The organism is Janthinobacterium breve (assembly GCF_051380895.1).
Classification (GTDB): domain Bacteria; phylum Pseudomonadota; class Gammaproteobacteria; order Burkholderiales; family Burkholderiaceae_D; genus Janthinobacterium.
Genome location: NZ_JBNYXY010000005.1, coordinates 77,410 through 98,064, shown reverse-complemented (window position 1 = coordinate 98,064; position 20,655 = coordinate 77,410). Strand labels below are relative to the sequence as shown.

The window sequence follows — 20,655 nt, the reverse complement described above, 5'->3', positions numbered from 1 at the left end:
TTATTGCTGCGGCGTGCCGCGCACGTCGAATTCCACTTTCCAGCGCTCGGCGCCGTCAGGGGAAACGGCCAGCAGCTCCAGGGTGCCCGCTTCCGTGACGCGAGCGTGCAGTTTCACTTGCACCACGTCGCCAGCCGACCGGCCTTCGGCGGACAGCGTCGCCTGGATTTCGCTCAGCTCCTGCAATTCATCGGGGCCCCAGAAATCGAGCAAATCGCCGATCTGGTCGTTGCGGCGGGTGGACGAGGCGAAGAAGCGGAAGTGCACGGGCTCGCCCACCACGAGGCCGAATTGCTGGCCTGGCAGTTCCAGTTCGCTGCCTTCTTCCATGCCGAACGGCGCCACGCACAGGGCCTGGATCGGCGGTTCCATGCCGGGGATGGCGGGCATGGCCGACTCGATGGCGACATAGAAGGCGCTGGCCGTGCCGCCGCGGATGCGCACGCCATGGCCGCGCCGCACGTAGCTGTAGTAGGCGGCGCCACGGGCCACGGCCAGGTCCAGGTCGGCCCCGGCCAGCATGCGCGCCGGTTCCGCGCCTTCCATGTACAGCCAGTCGTTGACGGTGGCCATGATGCGCTGTACCAGCAAGTCCGACTTGAAGACGCCGCCGTTGAACAGCACGGCCGTCGGGTGCAAAAAGCTGGCGCCATCCGCCTGGCGGCCCGCAAAGCCTTCCAGTTCGCTTGTCGCCGCCACTTGCCGGCCCAGGAAGGCGGCCAGGTGGCGCGTGATGGCTGCGTCCTGCGCATACGGCAAGCCCAGTTGCGTCAGGCCGGCGCGCGTGCGCACGGCGGGGCGGCTCGACGCTTCCACCTGCGGGAAGAAGCCATCGAGGATGAAGGTGGAGACCTCTGCGCGCGTCAGTTCCGTGCGGATGGAGCCGCCGATCAGTTTCGAGCCGCGGCTCGGCACGACGATCGGTGCCACATCGAGGCCGCTGTCGGCCAGCAGGCTTTCCTTGGCGCTGCGGCAGCCATAAGTGAGCGCGCGCATTTGCCAGGCATCGAGCTGGGTGCCGTTGGCAGCCAGCTTGCGTGCCACCAGGTGGGCCAGGGCCAGGTCCATATTGTCGCCACCGAGCAGGATGTGTTCACCGACTGCCACGCGGTGCGGTTCCAGCACGCCGTCGCGTTCGAGCACGGCGATCAGCGAAAAGTCGCTGGTGCCGCCGCCCACGTCGACCACCAGGATGATGTCTCCCGGCTTGACTTCCTTGCGCCAGCGTCCTTCGCTGGTCTGTATCCAGCTGTACAGGGCCGCTTGCGGCTCTTCCAGCAGGGTGAGCGAAGTGTAGCCGGCCGCCTGCGCCGCTTCCATCGTCAGCTCGCGTGCGGCCGGATCGAACGAGGCGGGAATGGTGACGGTGATTTCTTGCTGCGCGAATGGCGCTTGCGGGTGGGCGTTGTCCCAGGCCTGGCGCAAGTGCGTCAGGTAGCGCGTGGCGGCCGTGATGGGCGAAATGCGCGCCACTTCCGCCGGCGCGTCGTTCGGCAGGATGGCCGCGCGGCGGTCCACGCCCGGGTGGCACAGCCAGCTTTTCGCGCTGGAGACCAAGCGGATGGGCGTGGTGGCGCCACGGCTGCGGGCCATTTCGCCGACGACGAATGGCGCTTCCGCTTCCTCGGTGACCCAGGGCAGGGCCAGGTCGCCCGCCGTCACTTCGTCGGCGTGCGGCAGGTAGACGAACGATGGCAGCAGTGAAAGATCTTCGACGGTGCCCGGCGCCGACAGCTGCGGCACTTTCAGCACGCCGTGGCTGGACTTTTCGCCGTCGCTCTCGACCAGGTTCACATACGACAGGGCGCTGTGGGTGGTGCCCAGGTCGATGCCGATGGCGTAGCGCGGGGTAGGGTTGACGGTATCGCTCACAGTTCCACCTCGGCCGGGGCCAGGATGGTGGCGTCGTGCTGTTCGCTCAGTTTCGGCAGGCGCACGCTGGAGGCGCGCCAGCCGCGGTGGCTGAGGGTGCCCGTAAACGGCGCCGAACCGACGACGTTGCCCGTCAGGCGGACCTGGGCGCTGTCAAAACCTTCCTGCAGCACGATGCGGCTGCCCTCGGCTTCCTGGCGCACGGCCTCGATGGTGAAGTATTCGCGCATGACCTTGGCGCAGCCTTCATGCACGACGCGGGCGGCCGCGCCAATGTCGGCATCGGCATGGCTGCCCAGGTTTTCCTGGGTAAAGTCGATCAATCGCGCTTCGCGTTGCAGTAAGGCAAGTAGTTGCAGGGCGGCGTCCGGCGTGGCTACTTTTAATATGACGGGGGCGGCGGCCGGCGTCGGCACGGGGGCGGGCGCCGGGGCAGGAGCGGCCGGCGCGACAGGCGCAGCCTCGGGCAGGGACAGTTTTTCCACGCGGGCCGCATAGGCGGCGTCCGACAGGGTGCTGAAGAAGGCGCCGAAAGCCAGCGGGACGCGGCGCCAGAACGATGGGTGGGACGATGGTGTGCTCATAGGGAACTCGTTTCTCTGATCTGTAGGGTGGCGTCGGCGGCGCGCTGGAGGGCGGGGCCGCTTCGCATGGTAGTGCATGTGCCGCGCCAATATGGCTGGCTGCGTTTGCCCGCATGATACCAGCTACGGCGCCGCTGCCAAAGCCGCCGCCCCCCGTTCAGCCGACCTGATGCGTGCATTTTCTTTGTTCCTGCGCAAGGAAACGCTCGATTTCGACCTGTTTCGACTAGAATCGCGCATTATCTTTTTGCATGACCTTGATGCCATGTCCACCGATTTTCCCCCCGACTTTTCCATATATCTAGCCAGCAGCATCTACATAGACAGCGACCATCCGGCCGTGCGTGCCAGGGCGGCCGAGCTGGCGGCAGGCGCGGTGGGCGACGCCGCCATCGCGGCCCGCTGCTTTGCCTTCGTGCGCGACGAGATCGCCCACAGCTGGGACTACCAGCGCAATCCCGTCACCTGCCGCGCGTCCGATGTCTTGCAGCATGGCACCGGCTATTGCTATGCGAAGAGCCATTTGCTGGCCGCGCTGCTGCGCGCCAATGGCATTCCTGCCGGCCTGTGCTACCAACGCCTGGCCGTGGGCGAAGCGGGGCCGCCGTTTTGCCTGCATGGCTTGAACGCCGTGTACCTGCAAGAGTTTGGCTGGTATCGCATTGATGCGCGCGGCAACAAGCCCGGCGTCGCTGCCGCCTTCACGCCGCCGCAGGAGCAGCTGGCCTTTCCCGTGCTGGCGCCCGAGGAACGCGATTTACCGGAAATCTGGCCGGCACCGCTGCCGCAGGTGGTGGCTGCGCTGACCGGCTATGCGACCGTGCAGGAAGTGGCGGCGCATCTGCCCGATATTGAATTGCTGCCGCGGCACAAATAACTCGAAGAAAGAAATCATGAAAAAAGTGTATATCAGCCTGATCGGCCTGTTGCTGCTGGCCGGTTGCGGCGGCAAGGGCGAGAGCGCCGGGCAGTCCAGCGCCGCGCGTCTCGATGGCAAGGAAAAAGGCAGCGAATTTCTTGCCTATGAACACAATGTCAGCGTCGATACGAACGAGGCGCAAGTGCGGCCCCTGTATGAAAAAGTGGTCGCCGCCTGCAAGGCCGATACGGACAATGGCTGTCTGCTGCTCGACTCGAGCATCGACGGCGGCCGTTACGTGCATGCGCGCATCAGCATGCGCGCCAAGCCGGCCGGCATCAAGAAGCTCGTCGCGCTGGTCGCGGCCGAAGGCGATGTCACCAGCCAAGGCACCAAGGTGGAAGACCTCGGTCGTCCCGTGCTTGACAGCAAGAAACGCCTGGACATGCTCAAGCAGTACCAAACGCAATTGCAGGACCTGGAAAAACGCTCGGGCGCGAACGTCGACGCCCTGATCAAGGTGACCAAGGAGCTGGCGACCGTGCAAGTGGAACTGGAGCAGGCGACGGCGGCCAACGCGTTGTTGATGCAGCGCATCGACACGGACTTGCTGAACGTGGCCATCAGCGCCGAAGGCAAGCAATCGTTCTGGCGGCCCGTCAAGCGCGCGCTGGGCAATTTCACGGAAAACCTGTCGCAAGGCGTGGCCAACGCCATCACGGCCATGGCCTACATCCTGCCGTGGCTGATCGCTTTCATGCTGCTGTTCCCGCTGGGCCGCAAGGGCTGGCGCCGCTTGCGCGGAGTGCCGCGCAAGGAGTGATACACAAGGATTGATGCCTGCCGCGCACCGTTTTACGGCAATTTCAAACCTGGCTGCACAGTCCTTGTGCAGCCAGGTTTTTTTTTCGTGCGGCGCTGGCCGCGTGCACCATGGCGGACGCCTGCCGGTGCTGGCATGTATTCTGCTTTAACAACATCGTATGCCCAGCTCGACCCCCACGAACCTATCACAGGAGTCCCCATGTCACGACGCATCATCCTGAAAGCGGCCGCCGCCGGCGCACTGGCCCTGGCCACGTCCACCTATATGCAGGCAGCCCTGGCCGCCGATACCATCAAGGTGGGCATATTGCACTCCCTGTCGGGCACCATGGCCATTTCCGAAACGTCGCTGAAAGACGTGGCCCTGATGACGATCGCTGAAATCAATGCCAAGGGTGGCGTGCTGGGCAAGAAGCTGGAAGCCGTGGTGGTCGATCCCGCGTCGAACTGGCCTTTGTTTGCGGAAAAAGCGCGCCAGCTTGTGGCGCAAGATAAAGTGGCCGTGGTGTTCGGCTGCTGGACGTCCGTGTCCCGCAAATCCGTCTTGCCGGTGTTCAAGGAACTCAACAGCCTGCTGTTTTACCCGGTGCAATACGAGGGCGAGGAGCTGGAAAAGAATGTGTTTTATACGGGCGCCGCGCCGAACCAGCAGGCGATACCCGCCGTCGAATACTTGATGAGCAAGGATGGCGGAGGGGCCAAGCGCTTCGTATTGTTGGGCACGGATTACGTGTATCCGCGCACCACCAACAAGATATTGCGCGCCTTCCTGAAAAGCAAAGGCGTCAAGGATAGCGATATCAGCGAGGTCTACACGCCGTTCGGCCATGCCGACTATCAAACCATCGTGGCCAACATCAAGAAGTTTTCCACGGGCGGCAAGACGGCCGTCATTTCCACCATCAATGGCGATTCGAATGTGCCGTTCTACAAGGAACTGGGCAACGCGGGCTTGAAAGCCACGGACGTGCCCGTCGTCGCTTTTTCCGTGGGCGAGGAAGAGTTGCGCGGCATCGATACCAAGCCGCTGCTCGGTCATCTGGCGGCATGGAATTATTTCGAATCCGTCAAGAACCCCGCGAATATGGCCTTCATCAAGCAGTGGAAGGCGTATGCGGTAGCGCAAAAGTTGCCGAACGCGGGTTCCGTGGTGACGAACGACCCTATGGAGGCGACCTATGTGGGCATCCACATGTGGGCGCAGGCGGTGGAAAAAGCCAAATCGACGGAGACGGACAAGGTGATCGCCGCCATGGCGGGCCAGAGCATGAAAGCTCCATCGGGCTTCACCCTGACAATGGACGCGACCAACCACCATTTGCACAAGCCCGTGATGATCGGCGAGATCAAGGCCGATGGGCAATTCAATGTCGTGTGGAAAACCAAGGAAGCAATACGCGCACAGCCGTGGAGCCCGTATATCAAGGGCAATGAGGGCAAGCAAAAGCTGTAAAAGCAACGCCGGCATCATCGGGCATGCGTCCGGTGGTGCTGACCATCAACGCTTTCCCGGGAACTCAATGAGGCTATTCACATCGCTGCTGGTCTTCGCCTGCCTGTGCCTGTCATCCATGGCGCAGGCCGCCATCCCTCCAGAGCTACTGAAACCGCTGTCCGGCGACGACCCCGATGCCCGCGTCGAGGCCGTGGCGCAGATCGCCGCGCTGGCCACGCCCGAGGCCGCCCGCGTGTTGCAAGCCTTGCAGGATGACAGCCTGTATGCCGCGCCCGATGGCAAAGTGTATGTGGTCGACGGCGAGCAAGCTTACGATCCGGCAAGTGGCAAGACTGGTCCGGTGCCCGACGGCATCGATGGCGTGATGGTCAACAACCGCTTGCGCGCCGCCGTGGCGGGCGCCTTGTCGGGCTTGCAGCTGCTGGCGCCGGAGCGCAGCGCCCGGCTGGCGGCGGCGCAAGCCTTGCAAAAGGCTGTCGATCCCGCACAACTCCCCCTGATCCGCACCGCCCTGGGGCGGGAAAGCGATGCTGACATTAAACAACTATTGCAGGTGCTGATCGCCAGCGCCAGCCTGCAGGCACCCGATGCCGCCACGCGCAAGGCCGCCGTGCAGGCGCTGGCGGGCAGCAGCGACGCGCGCCTGCTGCCCGTGCTGCAAGCCATGCTGGACAAGGGTGTGGATGGCCGCGCCAGCGAGCCGGACGAGTCCGTGCAGCTGGCCGCCATCGACACCATGCGCCAGATCAAGGGAAGAGTGTCGCGCATGGAATTCGCCGGTAATGTGTTCTACGGCATTTCGCTGGGCAGCGTGCTGCTGCTGGCCGCGCTGGGGCTGGCCATCACGTTCGGGCTGATGGGCATCATCAATATGGCGCATGGCGAGCTGCTGATGATAGGCGCTTACACGACCTACCTGTGCCAGCTGTTCTTCCGCACCTACCTGCCCGGCATGCAGGAGGCCTACCTGCTGGCCGCGCTGCCTGCCGCCTTTTTTGTTGCCGGCCTGGTGGGCGTGGTGCTCGAGCGCACGGTCATCCGCTGGCTGTACGGCCGGCCGCTGGAAACCCTGCTGGCCACCTGGGGCATCAGCCTGATCCTCATGCAGACGGTGCGCACGATCTTTGGCGCGCAAAACGTGGAAGTGGCCAATCCCGCCTGGATGTCGGGTGGCGTCACCGTGCTGGGCGGCCTCGTGCTGCCGTACAACCGGCTGGCCATCATCGTCTTTGCCGTCGTCGTGGTGGTGGCTGTGTGGTTGATTTTGAACAAGACGCGCCTGGGCCTGTTTGTGCGGGCCGTTACGCAAAACCGCCGCATGGCCGATTGCGTGGGCGTGGCCACGGGCAAGGTCGACATGCTGACCTTCGGCCTCGGTTCCGGCATCGCGGGGCTGGGCGGCGTGGCCCTGTCGCAACTGGGCAATGTGGGCCCAGACCTGGGCCAAAGCTACATCGTCGATTCCTTCATGGTGGTGGTGCTGGGTGGCGTGGGCCAGCTGGCCGGCACCGTGATCGCCGCGCTGGGCCTGGGCGAAGTGAACAAATTTCTCGAACCGGTGGCGGGCGCCGTGCTGGCGAAGATCGCCATCCTCGTGTTCATCATCATCTTTATCCAGCGCCGGCCGCAGGGCCTGTTTGCCATGAAGGGACGCAGCGTCGAATGATTACCTCACTCCGTGTCAACGAGGGCCTGTTTCCCCGGCCCGTCTGGATGGCCATTGCCACCTGTAGCGTGCTGGCGGCGCTGTTGCCGATTTTCAATCTGGCGTTTGCCGAAGGGCATGCGTTGCATGTGTCCGCCTACACGGTGGCGCTGGTGGGCAAGTTCATGTGCTATGCGCTGGCCGCGCTGGCGTTGGATCTGGTCTGGGGCTACACGGGCATCCTGTCGCTGGGCCACGGCGTGTTCTTTGCCCTGGGCGCGTATGCGCACGGCATGTATCTGATGCGCGCCATTGGCGATCAAGGCCAGTACCACAGCAGCTTGCCCGATTTCATGGTCTTTCTCGACTGGAAAACCTACCCCTGGTACTGGGCCTTCACGGAACATTTCTGGTATTGCATGGCCCTCGTCGTGCTGGTGCCGGGCGTGCTTGCCTTCGTGTTTGGCTACTTTGCGTTTCGCTCGCGCATCAAGGGCGTGTATTTTTCCATCATCACGCAAGCGATGACGTATGCCTTCATGCTTTTGTTCTTCCGCAATGACACCGGCTTTGGCGGCAACAACGGTTTCACCGATTTCAAGACCATTCTCGGCCACAGCGTCACGGCGCCCGCCACCCGGGCCGTGCTGTTCCTGCTGACCCTGGCGATCCTGCTGGCGGCGCTGGTGGGCGCGCGCGCCATCGTCCGCTCGAAATTGGGCCGGGTGCTGCAGGGCGTGCGCGACAGCGAGGCGCGGCTGATGTTTCTTGGCTACAACCCGTTGTGGTTCAAGCTCTTCGTGTGGACCTTGTCGGCCGTGCTGTGCGGCATCGCCGGCGCCCTGTACGTGCCGCAGGTGGGCATCATCAATCCGTCCGAAATGTCACCGGCGAACTCTATCGAGATGGTCGTGTGGGTGGCCGTAGGTGGGCGGGGTACTTTGATCGGCCCCATCCTGGGCGCTTTCACCGTCAATGGCTTGAAGAGCTGGTTTACGGCTGCCTTGCCGGAACTGTGGCTGTTCGCGCTGGGCTTGCTGTTCATCGGCGTGACCTTGTTCATGCAGCAAGGCATGCTGGGCGTGTTGGACAAGCTCAAACGCAGAAAAGTGGCCGTCGTGGCAGAGGAGGCCGTATGAGCATCCGCATGTTGCCCGGCATGGCTAGCGCCGAAGCTGGTCCGAGCTACTCGCGCGTGAAAGGCGAGGGCGTCGACACGACGCACGGCGCCATTTTGTATCTGGAAGACATCAGCGTGTCGTTCGACGGCTTCAAGGCGATTAACAAGCTGAGCCTCGATATTTCCGTGGGCGAATTGCGCTGCATCATCGGCCCTAACGGGGCGGGCAAGACGACCATGATGGATGTCATCACGGGCAAGACGCGGCCCACGTCCGGCACGGCCTGGTTCGGCCAGACCATGAACCTGGCCACCATGACGGAAGCGCAGATTGCCCACGCGGGCATCGGCCGCAAGTTCCAACGCCCCACCGTATTCGAGCAGCACACGGTGTTCGACAACCTGGAACTGGCCATGAAGATGGACAAGCGTGTGGCGCCCACCCTGTTTGCGCGCCTGACGTCGGAGCAGGAGGGCAAGATCGAATCAATATTGCGTTTGATACGCCTCAATGGTCAGCAAGCGCGGCCGGCCGGCTTGCTGTCGCATGGGCAAAAGCAGTGGCTGGAAATCGGCATGCTCTTGATGCAGGAGCCGCAGCTGATACTGCTGGACGAACCGGTAGCCGGCATGTCGGACGCGGAAACGGCGCGCACGGCGGAGCTCCTCAATGAATTGCGCGGCAAGCACTCCATCATGGTGGTCGAGCACGACATGGGTTTCGTCACGGAAATTGCCCAGCAAGGCATCGTCACCGTGCTGCATGAAGGGGCCGTGCTGGCGCAGGGCCGCATGGACGAAGTGCAAGCCGACGAACGCGTGATCGAAGTCTATCTGGGAAGGTAAGTCATGCTCGAAGTGCAACAATTAAATCAATACTATGGTTCCTCGCATACCTTGCGCGGCATCAACCTGTCGGCCCGCAAGGGCGAATGCCTGGCCTTGTTGGGGCGCAATGGCGTGGGCAAGACGACGCTCTTGAAATGCCTGATGGGCGTGCTGCCCGTGGCACAGGGCCAGGTGGTGCTCGATGGCCGCGACATCACCAGGCTGGCGCCGCATGCGCGGGCAAAGCTGGGCATGGCCTATGTGCCGCAGGGGCGCGACATCTTTGCGCGCCTGACGGTCGAGGAAAACTTGCTGATGGGCATGGCCGTCAAGACGGGCAGGCAAGCTACGCGCATCGATCCCCATGTGTATGAGTTGTTTCCGGTATTAAAAGAGATGCTGCAGCGGCGCGGCGGCGATTTGTCCGGCGGGCAACAGCAGCAACTGGCCATCGCGCGCGCCCTGCTGGCCGAGCCGCAGTTGATCATCTTCGATGAGCCGACGGAGGGCATCCAGCCCTCCGTCATCAAGGATATCGGCCGTGTCATTGCCTTATTGAAACAGCGGGGCGACATGGCCATCGTGTTGTGCGAACAGTATTTCGACTTTGCCCGCGAGCTGGCCGACGAATTCATCGTGCTGTCGCGCGGCAGTGTCGTCGCCAGCGGACTGGCTGCGCAGATGGATGGCGACGAGGTCAAGCGCCACCTGGCCGTGTAGCTTAAACGAGTTGCAGCCAGCCCAGCACGGCGCCGGCCGCCAGCAGCCACAGCAAATGGATCTTCGTGCGCCAGATGATCAGGCCGGCCACGATGGACAGGCTCCACAGGGGCCAGTCCGTGCGGATGTCGTGATTGGCGCCGCCCAGTATCATGCCCGTGGAAATCAGCAGGGCCACGACGATGGGCGCCATGCCTTGCTTGAAGGCGCGCACGGGGCGCAAGTCGCGGTTGCGGTAGCCCCATTGGGCTGCCACGTAGGTAAGGGTGGTGCTGGGCAGCATGATGCCCACCATGGTCACCAGCACGCCCAGGTATGCGGCCGTGTAGCTGCCCGCATTCATGCCCACGTTCCAACCCATCAGGGCGACGAACAGCACGTTGGGGCCGGGTGCGGCTTGCGCGATGGCAATCGATTCATTGAATTGCGCCTGTGTCAGCCAGCCGTGCTGCTCGACCAGGAAGCGGTGCATTTCGGAGGTGGTGGAAATGGCGCCGCCGATCGACATCAGCGATAGCATCAGGTAGTGGCCGAACAGGTTCAGCCAGTCGCCCGCGCTCAACACCAATTGCAAAGGCGGCGTCATGAGGACAGTTTTCGGTAGGTCAGCAGGCAGGCTATGCCGCCCAGGCTCAGCAGGATGTACAGCAGGGGCCAACGGAAGATCGCCACCATCAGCACGCCCAGCACGGTGATGGGCAAGGTCAGCCACAGGGGCAGCGGATGCTTGCCCAGCGCGGCCGCCAGTTTCACGCCCGTGGCGGCGATCATGCCGGCCGAGACGGCCGCCATGCCGCGCAGTGCGCCCGCCATCTGCGGATTGTCGCCAAAGCGCGTGTACAGCACGCCCAGCAGCAGCACGATGACGAGGGGCACGGCCAGCATGCCGGCCAGCGCCGTCAGCGCGCCGCGCAAGCCGAAATAGCGTCCGCCCACCATCAGCGACAGATTGACGACATTCGGCCCGGGCATGATTTGCGCCACGGCCCAGTCTTCCAGGAACTCCTCTTGCGTCAGCCAGCGCTTGCGCTCGACCATCTCGCGCTGGATCACGGCCAGCACGCCGCCGAATCCCTGCAGGGCCAGCCAGGTGAACGAGAAGAACAGGTCGGCCAGCGAGGCCGGTTGCGGGCGGGGCAGGTCGGGCGGGAAGGCGGAAAGGGGGGATGAGGGCATGGCTGATTATCGCCGTGGCCGATTGCGCTTGTCCATCGCTTTCGGCTCCAGTTGTGCCTGCAAGAAAAAAACCTTGGCTCATGTTTCCCTGCCATTGACATCGAGAGTTTATCAGCAATACTTTATCGGCAACACGACCGCTGTTCCTGTCCGCGCTGGCGCGGTACGCACCGGTATGCCGTCTCCGCCCCTCCTTCCCCCTTCGCAGGAGTTGTTCATCATGCTTAATTCCACAGAAACGCTGCATATGCCCGCCAAAACCGTGGTGCCGCATGCCCGGCTCGATCAGAAGATGTGCGACATCGTCAACCTGGGCATCGCCGTGCAGGCTGCCTTCAGTACCTTGTGCGCACTGGAATACCTGAAGTCATACAATGTTGCCCCCGAATTGATCGAACGCGTGTTGCTGCATCCGGAGCAGCGCCGCCAGACCGTGCATTGAGTATCCGCAAGGCAACTGTGTTGCCGGCAGCGGCAAGACGGTGTTGTCGGATTGATCATTGCGGCTCAGTTATGCACAAATGATGGGTTAGCGAAACTGACGAAATAATTTTCTTGTGATTATCTGTGACTTTCTAAGTGTTTGATTTTAATGGTTTTTATTTTTGCTGTTTGATTGAGCAGTTTATTGAAAGCCGCACGGGCTGTGGCTTTGAGGCCTGTCAATAGGCGCTTATCCACAAAGATATCCACAGTCCGTGTGGATATCTGAAAAAGCGCTTAACAATCCGCCACTTAGATAATGACGCCGGATTGGCGCAGCAGATGCAGCGCCGCCGCAGGCCAAAACGGGGCCTTGCACAAGCCTGTATGCCTATCCAGTGCTCTTGTTTTTATGACTGAAAGTAGCGGCGGCGGTTCAGGGCGTGTCGGCGGCCGGTGCCGTTGGCGCGTCCCCGCAGTGGGCCAGGGCGGCGGCGAGCTCGGCGACTTGTTGCTGCGCTTCGCGCAAGGTGGCGTAGGTGCGCAGCGAGGCGATCACGGTGGTAAACAACTTGCGTGTGGTCAGGTCGGTCTTGCACCAGAAATCGTTGATGTCGTAGTCGATGATGATGCGGTGTTCCAGCGCCTGGCCAGGCTGGCCCGTGCGCAGGATGATGCGCACGGCACTGTTGTGCAGGTCTTCGCGCACCTGGCGCGCCACTTGCAGCCCCGCATCCTGGGTTTCCATGATGACATCGAGCAGCACCACGGCGATATCTTGTGTGCTGCGCAGCAGGCTGAGCGCCTCCGCGCCCGAATAGGCGTGCAGAAAGCTCAGTCTGCGGCCCTGGAAACTGGCCTGGCTGAGGGCGAACTTGGTCACCACGTGCACATCGACATCATCATCGACAATCAGCACGCGCCATGGCGCCGCGTTGGCGGGCTCTGCCGCCGCGTCTGCCCGCCCGAGTGGTTCGTCGACCAGCCAGTCGGGTTCATCCGCCTCCTTGGCGGTGCTATCGCTATCCATATTCATGCATTTATCCACCGTTGATCGTGCTCGCTCACTCCACACTATGCCAGTCTGCGGGGTTTGTCAAAACAATGCTGTTCAGGCAAGACGGCCTGGGGCAGGATTGTTTATGCACAGAAAAATATATTTTCATGGTGGTCGAGTAACTTTGTGCTAGCGCAAACTCATGATTCTAAGTCATTGATTTCATTGGGATAAAAAAATGCCTGTGAAATCAGCAAATTGTTGAAACCCGCATCAATACTGGTGTTGCGGCTTGTCAAGAGGGGCTTATCAACAACTTTATCCACAGTTGCTGTGGATATCTAAAAAAGCCGTGTAAAAACCGGGGCTTAGCGCCCGTTCGTGCGGCAGGGGAAGCTTCACGCCGCAAGCCCAAGTCCGCCCAGTTGGGCAAAAGCATGCAGGAAGCGCTGCTTGGCTTCGGCCGGACCCATGGCTTCGATTATATCGGGCAAGGGGGCGATGCCGTCAAGGTAAGCCCAGCGCTCGGCCGAGTGGGGCATCAGGTCGCGCTTTTCCGTGGCCAGTGCGATCAGGTCGGCCCGCTTGATGGGCGCGTAATCGGAAAAATCCAGGCCATAGGTGGCGGCGATGATGGCGCTGACCTTGTCTTCCAGCACAGCAAATTCCGGCAACAGCACTTTCAAGGGCTTCACCATATCGCCCAGGTAGGCTTCTGCCGCGTCATGCAGCAGGGCGGCCAGGCGCAAATGGGGCGGCACCAGCCCGGCGACGATCAGGCTGTGCTGGGCGACCGAGTAAAACACTTGCGTCTGTCCATTGAAGCGGCACTGGTAAGCGAGGCCGTGGGCGATGTCCTCGATGACTACCTTGTCGATATGCGGGCGCAAGGGATAAAAACGGTTGCCGGAATAAGTGGAAACGTAGTCGGTGGTAATCATTGCCATGGCAGGGAGCTCGGAACGGTCAGGATGTTTCATCGTACACCCGATGGCGGGGACCTGCCCCGGCTGCCGTGCGCAGGAAGTTTCTTGCAGGGACGGAGCCTAAGCTATGCCTCTTGGCAAATCCTTTCATTTATTTCATATCATTCATTGTTCTTTCTCAATACACTATAGCAATCTTGTTTGTCTGAAACTTCACAGGGGGCAGGGCAATGACGGCGATACCTTCGGCAAGACCTTCGTATATCTATCAGGGCGGTTCGGTGATGATGCATTCGCCGCTGCAATTGAAACAGTCGGAAATGTACGGCTATTTCGTCAGGGGCGATCTGGCGAAGCTGCAAGCGACCGTGAATACCACGCTGAACCAGGTGGCGGGCCGCAAAATGACCCTGAAAGCCCTGTCGCCGTATGTAATGCTGACGTTTACGCGCGTCAACCATGCGGACTCCGCCAACCCCGTCGACCAGGCCAAGGGCTGGATCACGGAAGTCGATATCGTCACCTGGATCATGGTCGGCGAGATGGATGCGGCGGGCAAGCTTGCGCATATCTATTGGTATCCGTGCCATATTTTTGTCGACGACGCCATGGCCCTGATCAACGGGCGCGAGCTGTTCGGCTATCCGAAATACCTGTGCGACTACGAAATCCCCACCGCTGGCAGCGAGCCGCTGCGCTGTTCCGTGGCCGCCAAGGGCTTCCAGCATTTTTCGCCGGAAACGAAACTGGCCTTGCACCCGCTGCTGGAAGTCAACGCCACCGTGCAGACGGGGCCGCATAAACCCGTCAACAGTTTCCTCGAACTCATCGAGCAGGCGTTCAAGATTTTCCTCTCCATCCCGGGTTTCTTTGACATGGACCAGGCCGGCTGGGCGGACATCCTGTCGCTGCTGCGCAATCCCCGCATCGACCAGATATTCCTCAAGCAATTCCCCGACAGCGCGGGTGTGAAAGCCGTGTACCAGGCCTTGCTGGCCGCGCCGGCCGAGATCAACCGCCTGCACAGCGCGCGCCTGCTGGGCTATGAGTATGAATGCACCTTGCACGCCTTCGACAGTTTCCCGCTCGACCAGACCCTGGGCTTGCGGCTGGGACCGCAGGCGGCGATATTGCCGTTCAATGTGAATTTTGACTTCACGGCCATGCCGGGCGAGGAACTGGTCGACAACTCGCAGATCGCGCCGGAAAAGATCGCCATCCTGGGTGGCGGCGTGGCGGCCATGACGGCGGCATATTATCTGACGAACCAGCCGGGCTGGCAAAACCAGCATGCGATCACCGTCTACCAGCTGGGCTGGCGCCTGGGCGGCAAGGGCGCCAGCGGGCGCAATGCGCAAGTGGGCCAGCGCATCGAGGAACACGGCCTGCACATCTGGTTCGGCTTTTATGCGAACGCCTTCAAGATGATCAAGGAAGCCTACGCCAGCCTGGAGCGTCCGCCCGGCGCCCCGCTGGCCACCTGGCGCGACGCCTTCAAGCAGCACGATTACGTGGCCCTGTCGGAAGACGTCAAGGGCCAGTGGCGCAACTGGTCCATCGTCTTCCCCACCTTGCCGGGCGAGCCGGGCGAGGGCGGCGAAGATATCACCCTGTGGCAGATGGCCATCGCCATGGTGGGCTGGATCGAGCAGTGGATACGCCAGATCCGGCAAGTGGCCGACGCCGACGCGCGCATAGAGCGTGCCAGCGCCAGCGCGTCGCAAGGCGAGGGCGTGTGGCCGGGCTGGCTGCGCCGCCTGGCCGACGAAGTGGTGGGGCAGGCCGATGAACTGGGACTCGATGTGGGCCTGTCCGTTGGCGCGCTGGTGGCGCTGGTGGCCGACCTGGCGCCGGACTCCACACGCCACGACCAGGCCCGCCACCAGCTGCTGGCCAGCACCCTGAACGGCATCCGCGCCTGGCTGCGCCTGCGTTACCGCGCCCTGATCGATGGCGACGATGAATTGCGCCGGCTGTTCACCTGCCTGGACCTGGGCATCACGGTGATGAAAGGCATGTTCGAGGATGGCGTATTCAAGAATGGCTTTGACGTCATCAACGACATCGATTTCCGCGCCTGGCTGAAAAAACATGGCGGCGACGAGCAGTTCAGCGTCAATTCGGCGCCCGTGCGGGGCTTTTACGACCTGGTGTTTGCCTATGAGGGCGGTGATTTCGCCAAGCCGAACATCGAGGCGGGCACCTTGTTGCGGGCGATGGCGCGCATCGGCCTGGCCTACAAGGGCGGCATCATGTTCAAGATGCAGGCCGGCATGGGCGACACCATCTTCACGCCCCTGTACGAAGTGCTGAAAAAAAGGGGCGTGGAATTCAAATTCTTCCAGCGCGTGGAAGAACTGGTGCCGGGCGCGGGCGACATCGACAGCATCCGCATCGCGCAGCAGGTGCAATTGAAGGACCCGGACGCCGGCTACGCGCCGCTGGTGGATGTCAAAGGCCTGGCATGCTGGCCCAGCGCGCCCGACTACGCGCAGATCGAACCGGCCCAGGCGGCGCTGCTGCAAGAGCAGGAAGTTAACCTGGAATCGTACTGGAGCGACTGGCCGCAGCAGTATCAGCAGGCGTTCGGCCGCCAGCTGCCCGCCACGGTATTGAAGAAGGGTGTGGATTTCGACAAGGTGGTGTTCGGCATTTCCATCGGCTCGCTGCCCGCCCTGTGCCCGCAACTGCTGGCGCAAAGCCCGGCCCTGCAACTGGCTGCCGACAAGGTGAAAACCGTGGCCACGCAGGCTTACCAGGTGTGGTTGAACAAAAGCCTGGCGCAGATGGGCTGGACCACGCAGCCGAAAGGGCAACAGCCCGTGCTGTCGGCCTTCACGGAGCCGTACGACACCTGGGCGCCGATGGATCAGTTATTGGCGCACGAAGACTGGCCGGCGGGACTGGAGCCGAAAAACGTCTCGTATTTTTGCAGCGCCTTCCCCATCGACAGCTACCCGCCCATCACCGACACGTGCTTTCCCGCCCGCTGCGCGGCCAAGGCGAAACAGGGCGCGCTGCACCAACTGGAGCGCGAAATCGGCGCGCTGTGGCCCGAGGCGGGTGGGCCCGGCGCGTTTCCGTGGCAATGGCTGGTCGATGCGAAGGCTGGCACGGGGCCGGCGCGCTTCGACAGCCAGTACTGGCGCGCCAACGTCGACCCGTCCGAGCGCTACGTGATGTCGGTGGTGAACAGCACGCAGTACCGGCTGGCCACCGATCAGTCAGGGTTCAGCAACCTGTTCCTGACGGGCGACTGGATCAGGACGGGACTGAACGCGGGCTGCGTGGAGGCGGCCGTGATGGCCGGCATGCAGACTGCGCGCGCCATGACCGGTTATCCGGCCGTGATCCATGGCGAGACGGATTTCTAGGCATGCAAGGCCTGATGCTGCTATGTCTTGTCTTTTACCACCTGCACGCGGGCGCCGCGCCGCCCGGCGCCATTGTGCTGTGGCCGGGCGCGCCGCCCGGTGGCGCGGCGCCCGGGCCGCAGCGCGACAGCGCCAAGGGCTCCATCACGCAGGTCGATCAGCCTTACCTGCTCGTGCACCGCCCGGCGCAGCCGAACGGCACGGCCATCCTGCTGGTCAGCGGCGGCGGCTATGCGCATATCGAGGCGGGCAAGGAAAGCGGCCCGGTCGCCGTCTGGCTGCAGGCGCAGGGCATCACGGCGTTTGAACTCGTGTACCGCTTGCCGCAGGAAGGCGGCGGGGTGGCCGCGCCCTTCCAGGATGGCCAGCGGGCCATGCGCGTGATCCGCGCGCGCGCCACCGAATGGCGCGTCGACCCGGCGCGCATCGGCATCCTGGGTTTTTCCGCCGGCGCGCACCTGGCCGGCATGACGGCCGTGCTGCCCGACGTCTCCCGCTACACGTCCGTCGACATGATCGATGGCGTATCGGCACGGCCCGATTTTGCCGTGCTGCTGTACCCCGTGCTGACCATGCAGCGGCCATTCGACACGACGCATGCGAAGAAGCAGTTGCTGGGAAGTCACCCCACGCAGGTGGCGCGCGACGCCTTGTCGGTGGAACTGCACGTCGATGCGCGCACGCCGCCCATGTTCGTCGCGCAGGCGCTCGACGATCCGATTGCGCCGCCCGAGAACAGTCTATTGATGGCAGCGGCGCTGCGCCGCGCGGGCGTGCCCGTCGAGCTGCACCAGTTCCAGCACGGCGGCCATGGCTGGGGCCTGGGCAAGCCGGGCAGCGAGCCGGCTGCCTGGCCGCAGCTGTTGCTGGCGTGGCTGCAATCGCACGGCTGGATGGCTCAAGCTCCGGGTTGATCTTCCAAGTCGCGCCGCGCCACGTCCAGCGCTTCCTGCAACTGCGGCAGGAATGGCTCCACGTTGTCGAGCTGGCCGTTCGAGGCCAGGGTTTCCATCTGGTGGCACAGGCCGTGCAGGGTGGGGCGGCTCAGGTAGCCGGCGCTGCCTTTCAAGGCGTGGAAGGCGGCTGCGGCTGCGCCGGCGTTGCCATCGCGCACGGCGTGGCATGCCAGGTCCAGGCGCCGCGGCGCTTCCATCAGGAACGCTTGCGCGATGCGCTGCAAGTGCTGCGGCGACAGGCCTGCCAGCGGCAGGATGTGCACGGGCGTCGTCATGGGATCGGCCGATGCCGGTGACTCGTCGGCGTCATCCAGGCCGAACTGGCGCGCCAGCGTGTCGTCTGCGGTGGGCATGGCCGGCGGCAGAGCTTGGCCGCGCGCCAGCAGCAGGTCGATGATGGTGTCGATTTTTTCAAATAGCAGCGCTTCGTCGACGGGCTTGCTGAGGAAATCGTCCATGCCGGCGGCCAGGTAGCGTTGCCGGTCATGTTCGCTGGCGTTGGCCGTCAGCGCGAGGATGGGGATGTGCGCGTCGGGAATGGGGAACTGCGCGTTGCCGCCGTCGCGGATCAGGCGCGTGGCCTGTTCGCCATCCATCAGCGGCATGCGGCCATCCATCAGCACGCAGTCGAAGGCGCCCGTGCCCAGCGCGTGCAGCGCCTGCTCGCCGTTTTCCACGATGGTCACGTCATGTCCCATGCCTTCCAGCAGGGTGCCGATGATGATCTGGTTGGTGCGCACGTCTTCGGCGCACAGGATGCGCAGGCGGCAGGCATGGCGCGCGTGGCGTGCCGGCCGGCGCGCGTCGGCCGCCGGCGCGCTGCCGTCTTGCAGCGGCAAGGTGAAATGGAAGCGCGAGCCGATGCCGACCCGGCTTTCCACGCCGATCGTGCCTTGCATCAGTTCGACCAGTTCCTTGCAGATGGCCAGGCCCAGGCCCGTGCCGCCATAGCGGCGCGTGGTGGAATGGTCGGCCTGCTCGAATTTCTGGAACAAACGCGGCAAGGTGTCCGCGTCGATGCCGGGGCCCGTATCGCTGATGATGAAGTCGATCTCGCTGCAGCCGTCGCGGCGCGGCGGCGTGCGGGCGCGCCGCACTTCCAGCAGCACTTCGCCGTTCGCCGTGAATTTCAGTGCGTTCCCCAGCAGGTTGATGAGGATTTGCCGCAGCCGCGTGGGATCGGCGCGCACGTAGCGCGGCAGGTCCAGCGCCAGTTCGCGGCGCAGCAGCAGGCTCTTGGCGTCGGCCTGGCCCTGCACGATGCCGGCCGCGTCGCCGATCAGCGCCAGCAAGTCGAAGTCCACGGTTTCCAGGGTCAGCTTGCCCGCGTCGATCTTCGAAAAATCGAGGATGTCATTGAGAATGGTCAATAGCGACACGCCATTATGCAGGCCAATGCGCAGGTATTCCTGCGTGCGACCTTTGACGGACTGGTCGCGCAGGGCGAATTTCAGCATGCCGATCACGCCGGCGAGCGGGGTGCGGATGTCATGGCTCATGGCCGACAGGAAGTCGATGCGGTGGCGGCTGACCACTTCCGCGTGCTCCTTGGCCTTCAGCAGGGCATCGTTGCTGAGGGTCAGCGCCAAGGTGCGTTCCTGCACGCGCTGTTCCAGGTTGTTGCGCAGCAGGCGGATCTGGTCGGCCAGGGCAAAGGCCAGCAGCAAGCCGTCGAGCGTGCCACCGAGCAAGGTCACCAGCTGGGCGTTGGCCACCATGGCCGGCATCAGGCCCAGGTTCGCCGGCAGGATCAGAAAGCCGGGCAGCATCAGGGCGACGAAGGCCAGCACGAAGAAGCGCGCCGGCTGGTAGCCGCGGCACCAGACGACGATGCCGCAGATCAGCGCCAGCAGCATCCAGATGCTGATGGCGATGGTTGCCAAGGTATGCGCATACGACAGGGCGAAGAAGCAGCTGGGCAAGAGCAGCAGGGGCAGCACCAGGTTGACCTTGCTGATGCGGTGCAGCAGGGGCGAGTAGTCGCGCAGGCGCAGGAAATGCGTGTAGAACAGGGTGCTGAAGACGGGCAGCAGGAAAAACGGCACGTAATGCAGCTGTAGCATATGCCAGTCGAACAGGTCGGCAAAGACGTGGAAGGTCATGGCCCAGGCCAGGCCATACGTCAGCACGTACAGCGCGTAGTAGGCCGAGGCTTTTTCCAGGGTGATGGAAAAGATGAAGAAATTGAACAGGCCCAGCGCCAGCAGGGCGCCGATGGATGCGACTATCAGGAAGTTTTCCTTGCCCACCAGCTTGCGGTAGTCCTGCTGCGTCGTCAGGCCGAACAGGGGGGCGCGCGCGTAGTAGGGGCTGGAAAAGCGGATCAGGATGTCATACGTGGCGCCCGGCGCCAGCTGCACGTTCCTGCCGTAGTGCAGCAAATATTCGTGCGGGCGCTGGTAGCCCGTCAGCAAGGTGTGCGGCGACGTGTGCGGCCCGGGGCCATACACGTGCAGGTCGACCAGGTCGATCAGGGTGTCGTTCGGGTCGATGACCCAGGCCGCCACGTTGCTGTCGTTGCGCACCTGCGCATGCAGCCAGTAGGCGCCGCCGAACAGGTCGACCTGGTCGGCCGGGCGCTGGCGCGCCAGCCAGGCGGGCAGGGCGGCGGCATCGGCAGGCGCGGCGTCATTTCCGGGGAAAAACAGTTGCCCGCCGCTGCCCAGGTGAGCGATGCCTTGCTTGTTCAGGGCCAATGTGGCTGCCTGCGCCGCGCCCCCCAAGCCCAGCAAGCCGAACAGCAGGCCGAACACAAGCGGCCAGCCGCATAGCCAGGCGCAGACGCGGGAGCAGGAAGCGCGGTGGCGGGACGGGGGCGGGTGGGCTGGCATCGATGAGTGTGGTGATGGTCGCGCGGGAAGTGGCGGCAACGCCGTTTGTTGTAGAGTACTCAT

17 protein-coding genes are annotated in these 20,655 nt (G+C 63.3%); 10 read left to right on the top strand and 7 right to left on the bottom strand.

Features of this window, described 5'->3' with window-relative positions; translation table 11 throughout:
• Both ACQ4W0_RS10680 and ACQ4W0_RS10675 read right to left on the bottom strand, forming a co-directional pair.
• Nucleotides 1-1,872 carry an Hsp70 family protein gene (locus ACQ4W0_RS10680; RefSeq protein ID WP_436576707.1) on the bottom strand — a complete coding sequence of 624 codons (1,872 nt, stop codon included), beginning with the start codon at nt 1,870-1,872 and terminating at the stop codon, nt 1-3.
• The gene (locus tag ACQ4W0_RS10675) at nt 1,869-2,456 is read right to left on the bottom strand and encodes a DUF2760 domain-containing protein (RefSeq protein ID WP_436576706.1); all 588 of its coding nucleotides are present in this window, start codon (nt 2,454-2,456) and stop codon (nt 1,869-1,871) included. Before ACQ4W0_RS10675 ends, ACQ4W0_RS10680 begins: the two co-directional genes overlap by 4 nt.
• Before the next feature lie 169 nt (nt 2,457-2,625).
• Between ACQ4W0_RS10675 and ACQ4W0_RS10670 the strand changes: the two genes are divergently transcribed.
• From ACQ4W0_RS10670 to urtE, 7 genes are all read left to right on the top strand, one after another.
• The gene (locus tag ACQ4W0_RS10670) at nt 2,626-3,333 is read left to right on the top strand and encodes a transglutaminase-like domain-containing protein (protein ID WP_436576705.1); all 708 of its coding nucleotides are present in this window, start codon (nt 2,626-2,628) and stop codon (nt 3,331-3,333) included.
• Between the two features lie 16 nt (nt 3,334-3,349).
• Nucleotides 3,350-4,138: a DUF4349 domain-containing protein gene (locus tag ACQ4W0_RS10665; RefSeq protein WP_436576704.1), complete on the top strand. Its 789-nt coding sequence runs from the start codon at nt 3,350-3,352 to the stop codon at nt 4,136-4,138.
• A 201-nt stretch (nt 4,139-4,339) separates the two neighbouring features.
• Complete coding sequence (urtA, locus tag ACQ4W0_RS10660) at nt 4,340-5,593, top strand: urea ABC transporter substrate-binding protein (protein ID WP_436576703.1); 1,254 nt, start codon at nt 4,340-4,342, stop codon at nt 5,591-5,593.
• 67 nt (nt 5,594-5,660) lie between these two features.
• Entirely contained in the window at nt 5,661-7,262 is a 1,602-nt protein-coding gene (gene urtB / locus ACQ4W0_RS10655) for an urea ABC transporter permease subunit UrtB (RefSeq protein ID WP_436576702.1), read from the top strand.
• The gene (urtC, locus tag ACQ4W0_RS10650; RefSeq protein WP_436576701.1) at nt 7,259-8,380 is read left to right on the top strand and encodes an urea ABC transporter permease subunit UrtC; all 1,122 of its coding nucleotides are present in this window, start codon (nt 7,259-7,261) and stop codon (nt 8,378-8,380) included. Before urtB ends, urtC begins: the two co-directional genes overlap by 4 nt.
• 20 nt (nt 8,381-8,400) lie before the next feature.
• A complete protein-coding gene (urtD, locus tag ACQ4W0_RS10645) occupies nt 8,401-9,207 on the top strand; it encodes an urea ABC transporter ATP-binding protein UrtD (RefSeq protein WP_436576989.1) in 807 nt (268 codons plus the stop codon).
• Nucleotides 9,208-9,210: 3 nt separating this feature from the next.
• Nucleotides 9,211-9,909 carry an urea ABC transporter ATP-binding subunit UrtE gene (gene urtE / locus ACQ4W0_RS10640; RefSeq protein ID WP_436576700.1) on the top strand — a complete coding sequence of 233 codons (699 nt, stop codon included), beginning with the start codon at nt 9,211-9,213 and terminating at the stop codon, nt 9,907-9,909.
• Between the two features lies 1 nt (nt 9,910).
• Here the strand turns inward: urtE and ACQ4W0_RS10635 are convergent, their stop codons facing one another.
• Both ACQ4W0_RS10635 and ACQ4W0_RS10630 read right to left on the bottom strand, forming a co-directional pair.
• A complete protein-coding gene (locus ACQ4W0_RS10635; RefSeq protein WP_436576699.1) occupies nt 9,911-10,495 on the bottom strand; it encodes a chromate transporter in 585 nt (194 codons plus the stop codon).
• A complete protein-coding gene (locus tag ACQ4W0_RS10630; protein ID WP_436576698.1) occupies nt 10,492-11,085 on the bottom strand; it encodes a chromate transporter in 594 nt (197 codons plus the stop codon). Before ACQ4W0_RS10630 ends, ACQ4W0_RS10635 begins: the two co-directional genes overlap by 4 nt.
• Here ACQ4W0_RS10630 and ACQ4W0_RS10625 point away from each other — a divergent pair.
• Complete coding sequence (locus ACQ4W0_RS10625) at nt 11,084-11,527, top strand: hypothetical protein (RefSeq protein ID WP_436576697.1); 444 nt, start codon at nt 11,084-11,086, stop codon at nt 11,525-11,527. The genes ACQ4W0_RS10630 and ACQ4W0_RS10625 overlap by 2 nt on opposite strands.
• Before the next feature lie 417 nt (nt 11,528-11,944).
• Here ACQ4W0_RS10625 and ACQ4W0_RS10620 read toward each other — a convergent pair whose 3' ends face one another.
• Entirely contained in the window at nt 11,945-12,544 is a 600-nt protein-coding gene (locus ACQ4W0_RS10620; RefSeq protein WP_436576696.1) for a response regulator, read from the bottom strand.
• 359 nt (nt 12,545-12,903) lie between these two features.
• Entirely contained in the window at nt 12,904-13,452 is a 549-nt protein-coding gene (locus ACQ4W0_RS10615) for a phosphohydrolase (protein ID WP_436576695.1), read from the bottom strand.
• A 209-nt stretch (nt 13,453-13,661) separates the two neighbouring features.
• On the opposite strand from ACQ4W0_RS10615, the gene ACQ4W0_RS10610 reads away from it, so the two are divergent.
• Both ACQ4W0_RS10610 and ACQ4W0_RS10605 read left to right on the top strand, forming a co-directional pair.
• On the top strand, nt 13,662-16,805 hold the full coding sequence (locus ACQ4W0_RS10610) for an NAD(P)-binding protein (protein ID WP_436576694.1): 3,144 nt from the start codon (nt 13,662-13,664) through the stop codon (nt 16,803-16,805).
• Nucleotides 16,806-16,807: 2 nt separating this feature from the next.
• Nucleotides 16,808-17,719 carry an alpha/beta hydrolase gene (locus ACQ4W0_RS10605; RefSeq protein ID WP_436576693.1) on the top strand — a complete coding sequence of 304 codons (912 nt, stop codon included), beginning with the start codon at nt 16,808-16,810 and terminating at the stop codon, nt 17,717-17,719.
• Here the strand turns inward: ACQ4W0_RS10605 and ACQ4W0_RS10600 are convergent.
• The gene (locus tag ACQ4W0_RS10600) at nt 17,704-20,514 is read right to left on the bottom strand and encodes a hybrid sensor histidine kinase/response regulator (RefSeq protein WP_436576692.1); all 2,811 of its coding nucleotides are present in this window, start codon (nt 20,512-20,514) and stop codon (nt 17,704-17,706) included. The genes ACQ4W0_RS10605 and ACQ4W0_RS10600 overlap by 16 nt on opposite strands.
• Nucleotides 20,515-20,655: the final 141 nt, after the last annotated feature.

Coding starts and splice junctions, on each gene's coding strand:
- ACQ4W0_RS10675 (WP_436576706.1), bottom strand. CDS start 2,456: ATGAGCACACCATCGTCCCACCCATCGTTCTGGCGCCGCGTCCCGCTG.
- ACQ4W0_RS10670 (WP_436576705.1), top strand. CDS start 2,626: ATGCGTGCATTTTCTTTGTTCCTGCGCAAGGAAACGCTCGATTTCGAC.
- ACQ4W0_RS10665 (WP_436576704.1), top strand. CDS start 3,350: ATGAAAAAAGTGTATATCAGCCTGATCGGCCTGTTGCTGCTGGCCGGT.
- urtA (WP_436576703.1), top strand. CDS start 4,340: ATGTCACGACGCATCATCCTGAAAGCGGCCGCCGCCGGCGCACTGGCC.
- urtB (WP_436576702.1), top strand. CDS start 5,661: ATGAGGCTATTCACATCGCTGCTGGTCTTCGCCTGCCTGTGCCTGTCA.
- urtC (WP_436576701.1), top strand. CDS start 7,259: ATGATTACCTCACTCCGTGTCAACGAGGGCCTGTTTCCCCGGCCCGTC.
- urtD (WP_436576989.1), top strand. CDS start 8,401: ATGGCTAGCGCCGAAGCTGGTCCGAGCTACTCGCGCGTGAAAGGCGAG.
- urtE (WP_436576700.1), top strand. CDS start 9,211: ATGCTCGAAGTGCAACAATTAAATCAATACTATGGTTCCTCGCATACC.
- ACQ4W0_RS10635 (WP_436576699.1), bottom strand. CDS start 10,495: ATGACGCCGCCTTTGCAATTGGTGTTGAGCGCGGGCGACTGGCTGAAC.
- ACQ4W0_RS10625 (WP_436576697.1), top strand. CDS start 11,084: ATGGCTGATTATCGCCGTGGCCGATTGCGCTTGTCCATCGCTTTCGGC.
- ACQ4W0_RS10630 (WP_436576698.1), bottom strand. CDS start 11,085: ATGCCCTCATCCCCCCTTTCCGCCTTCCCGCCCGACCTGCCCCGCCCG.
- ACQ4W0_RS10620 (WP_436576696.1), bottom strand. CDS start 12,544: ATGAATATGGATAGCGATAGCACCGCCAAGGAGGCGGATGAACCCGAC.
- ACQ4W0_RS10615 (WP_436576695.1), bottom strand. CDS start 13,452: ATGGCAATGATTACCACCGACTACGTTTCCACTTATTCCGGCAACCGT.
- ACQ4W0_RS10610 (WP_436576694.1), top strand. CDS start 13,662: ATGACGGCGATACCTTCGGCAAGACCTTCGTATATCTATCAGGGCGGT.
- ACQ4W0_RS10605 (WP_436576693.1), top strand. CDS start 16,808: ATGCAAGGCCTGATGCTGCTATGTCTTGTCTTTTACCACCTGCACGCG.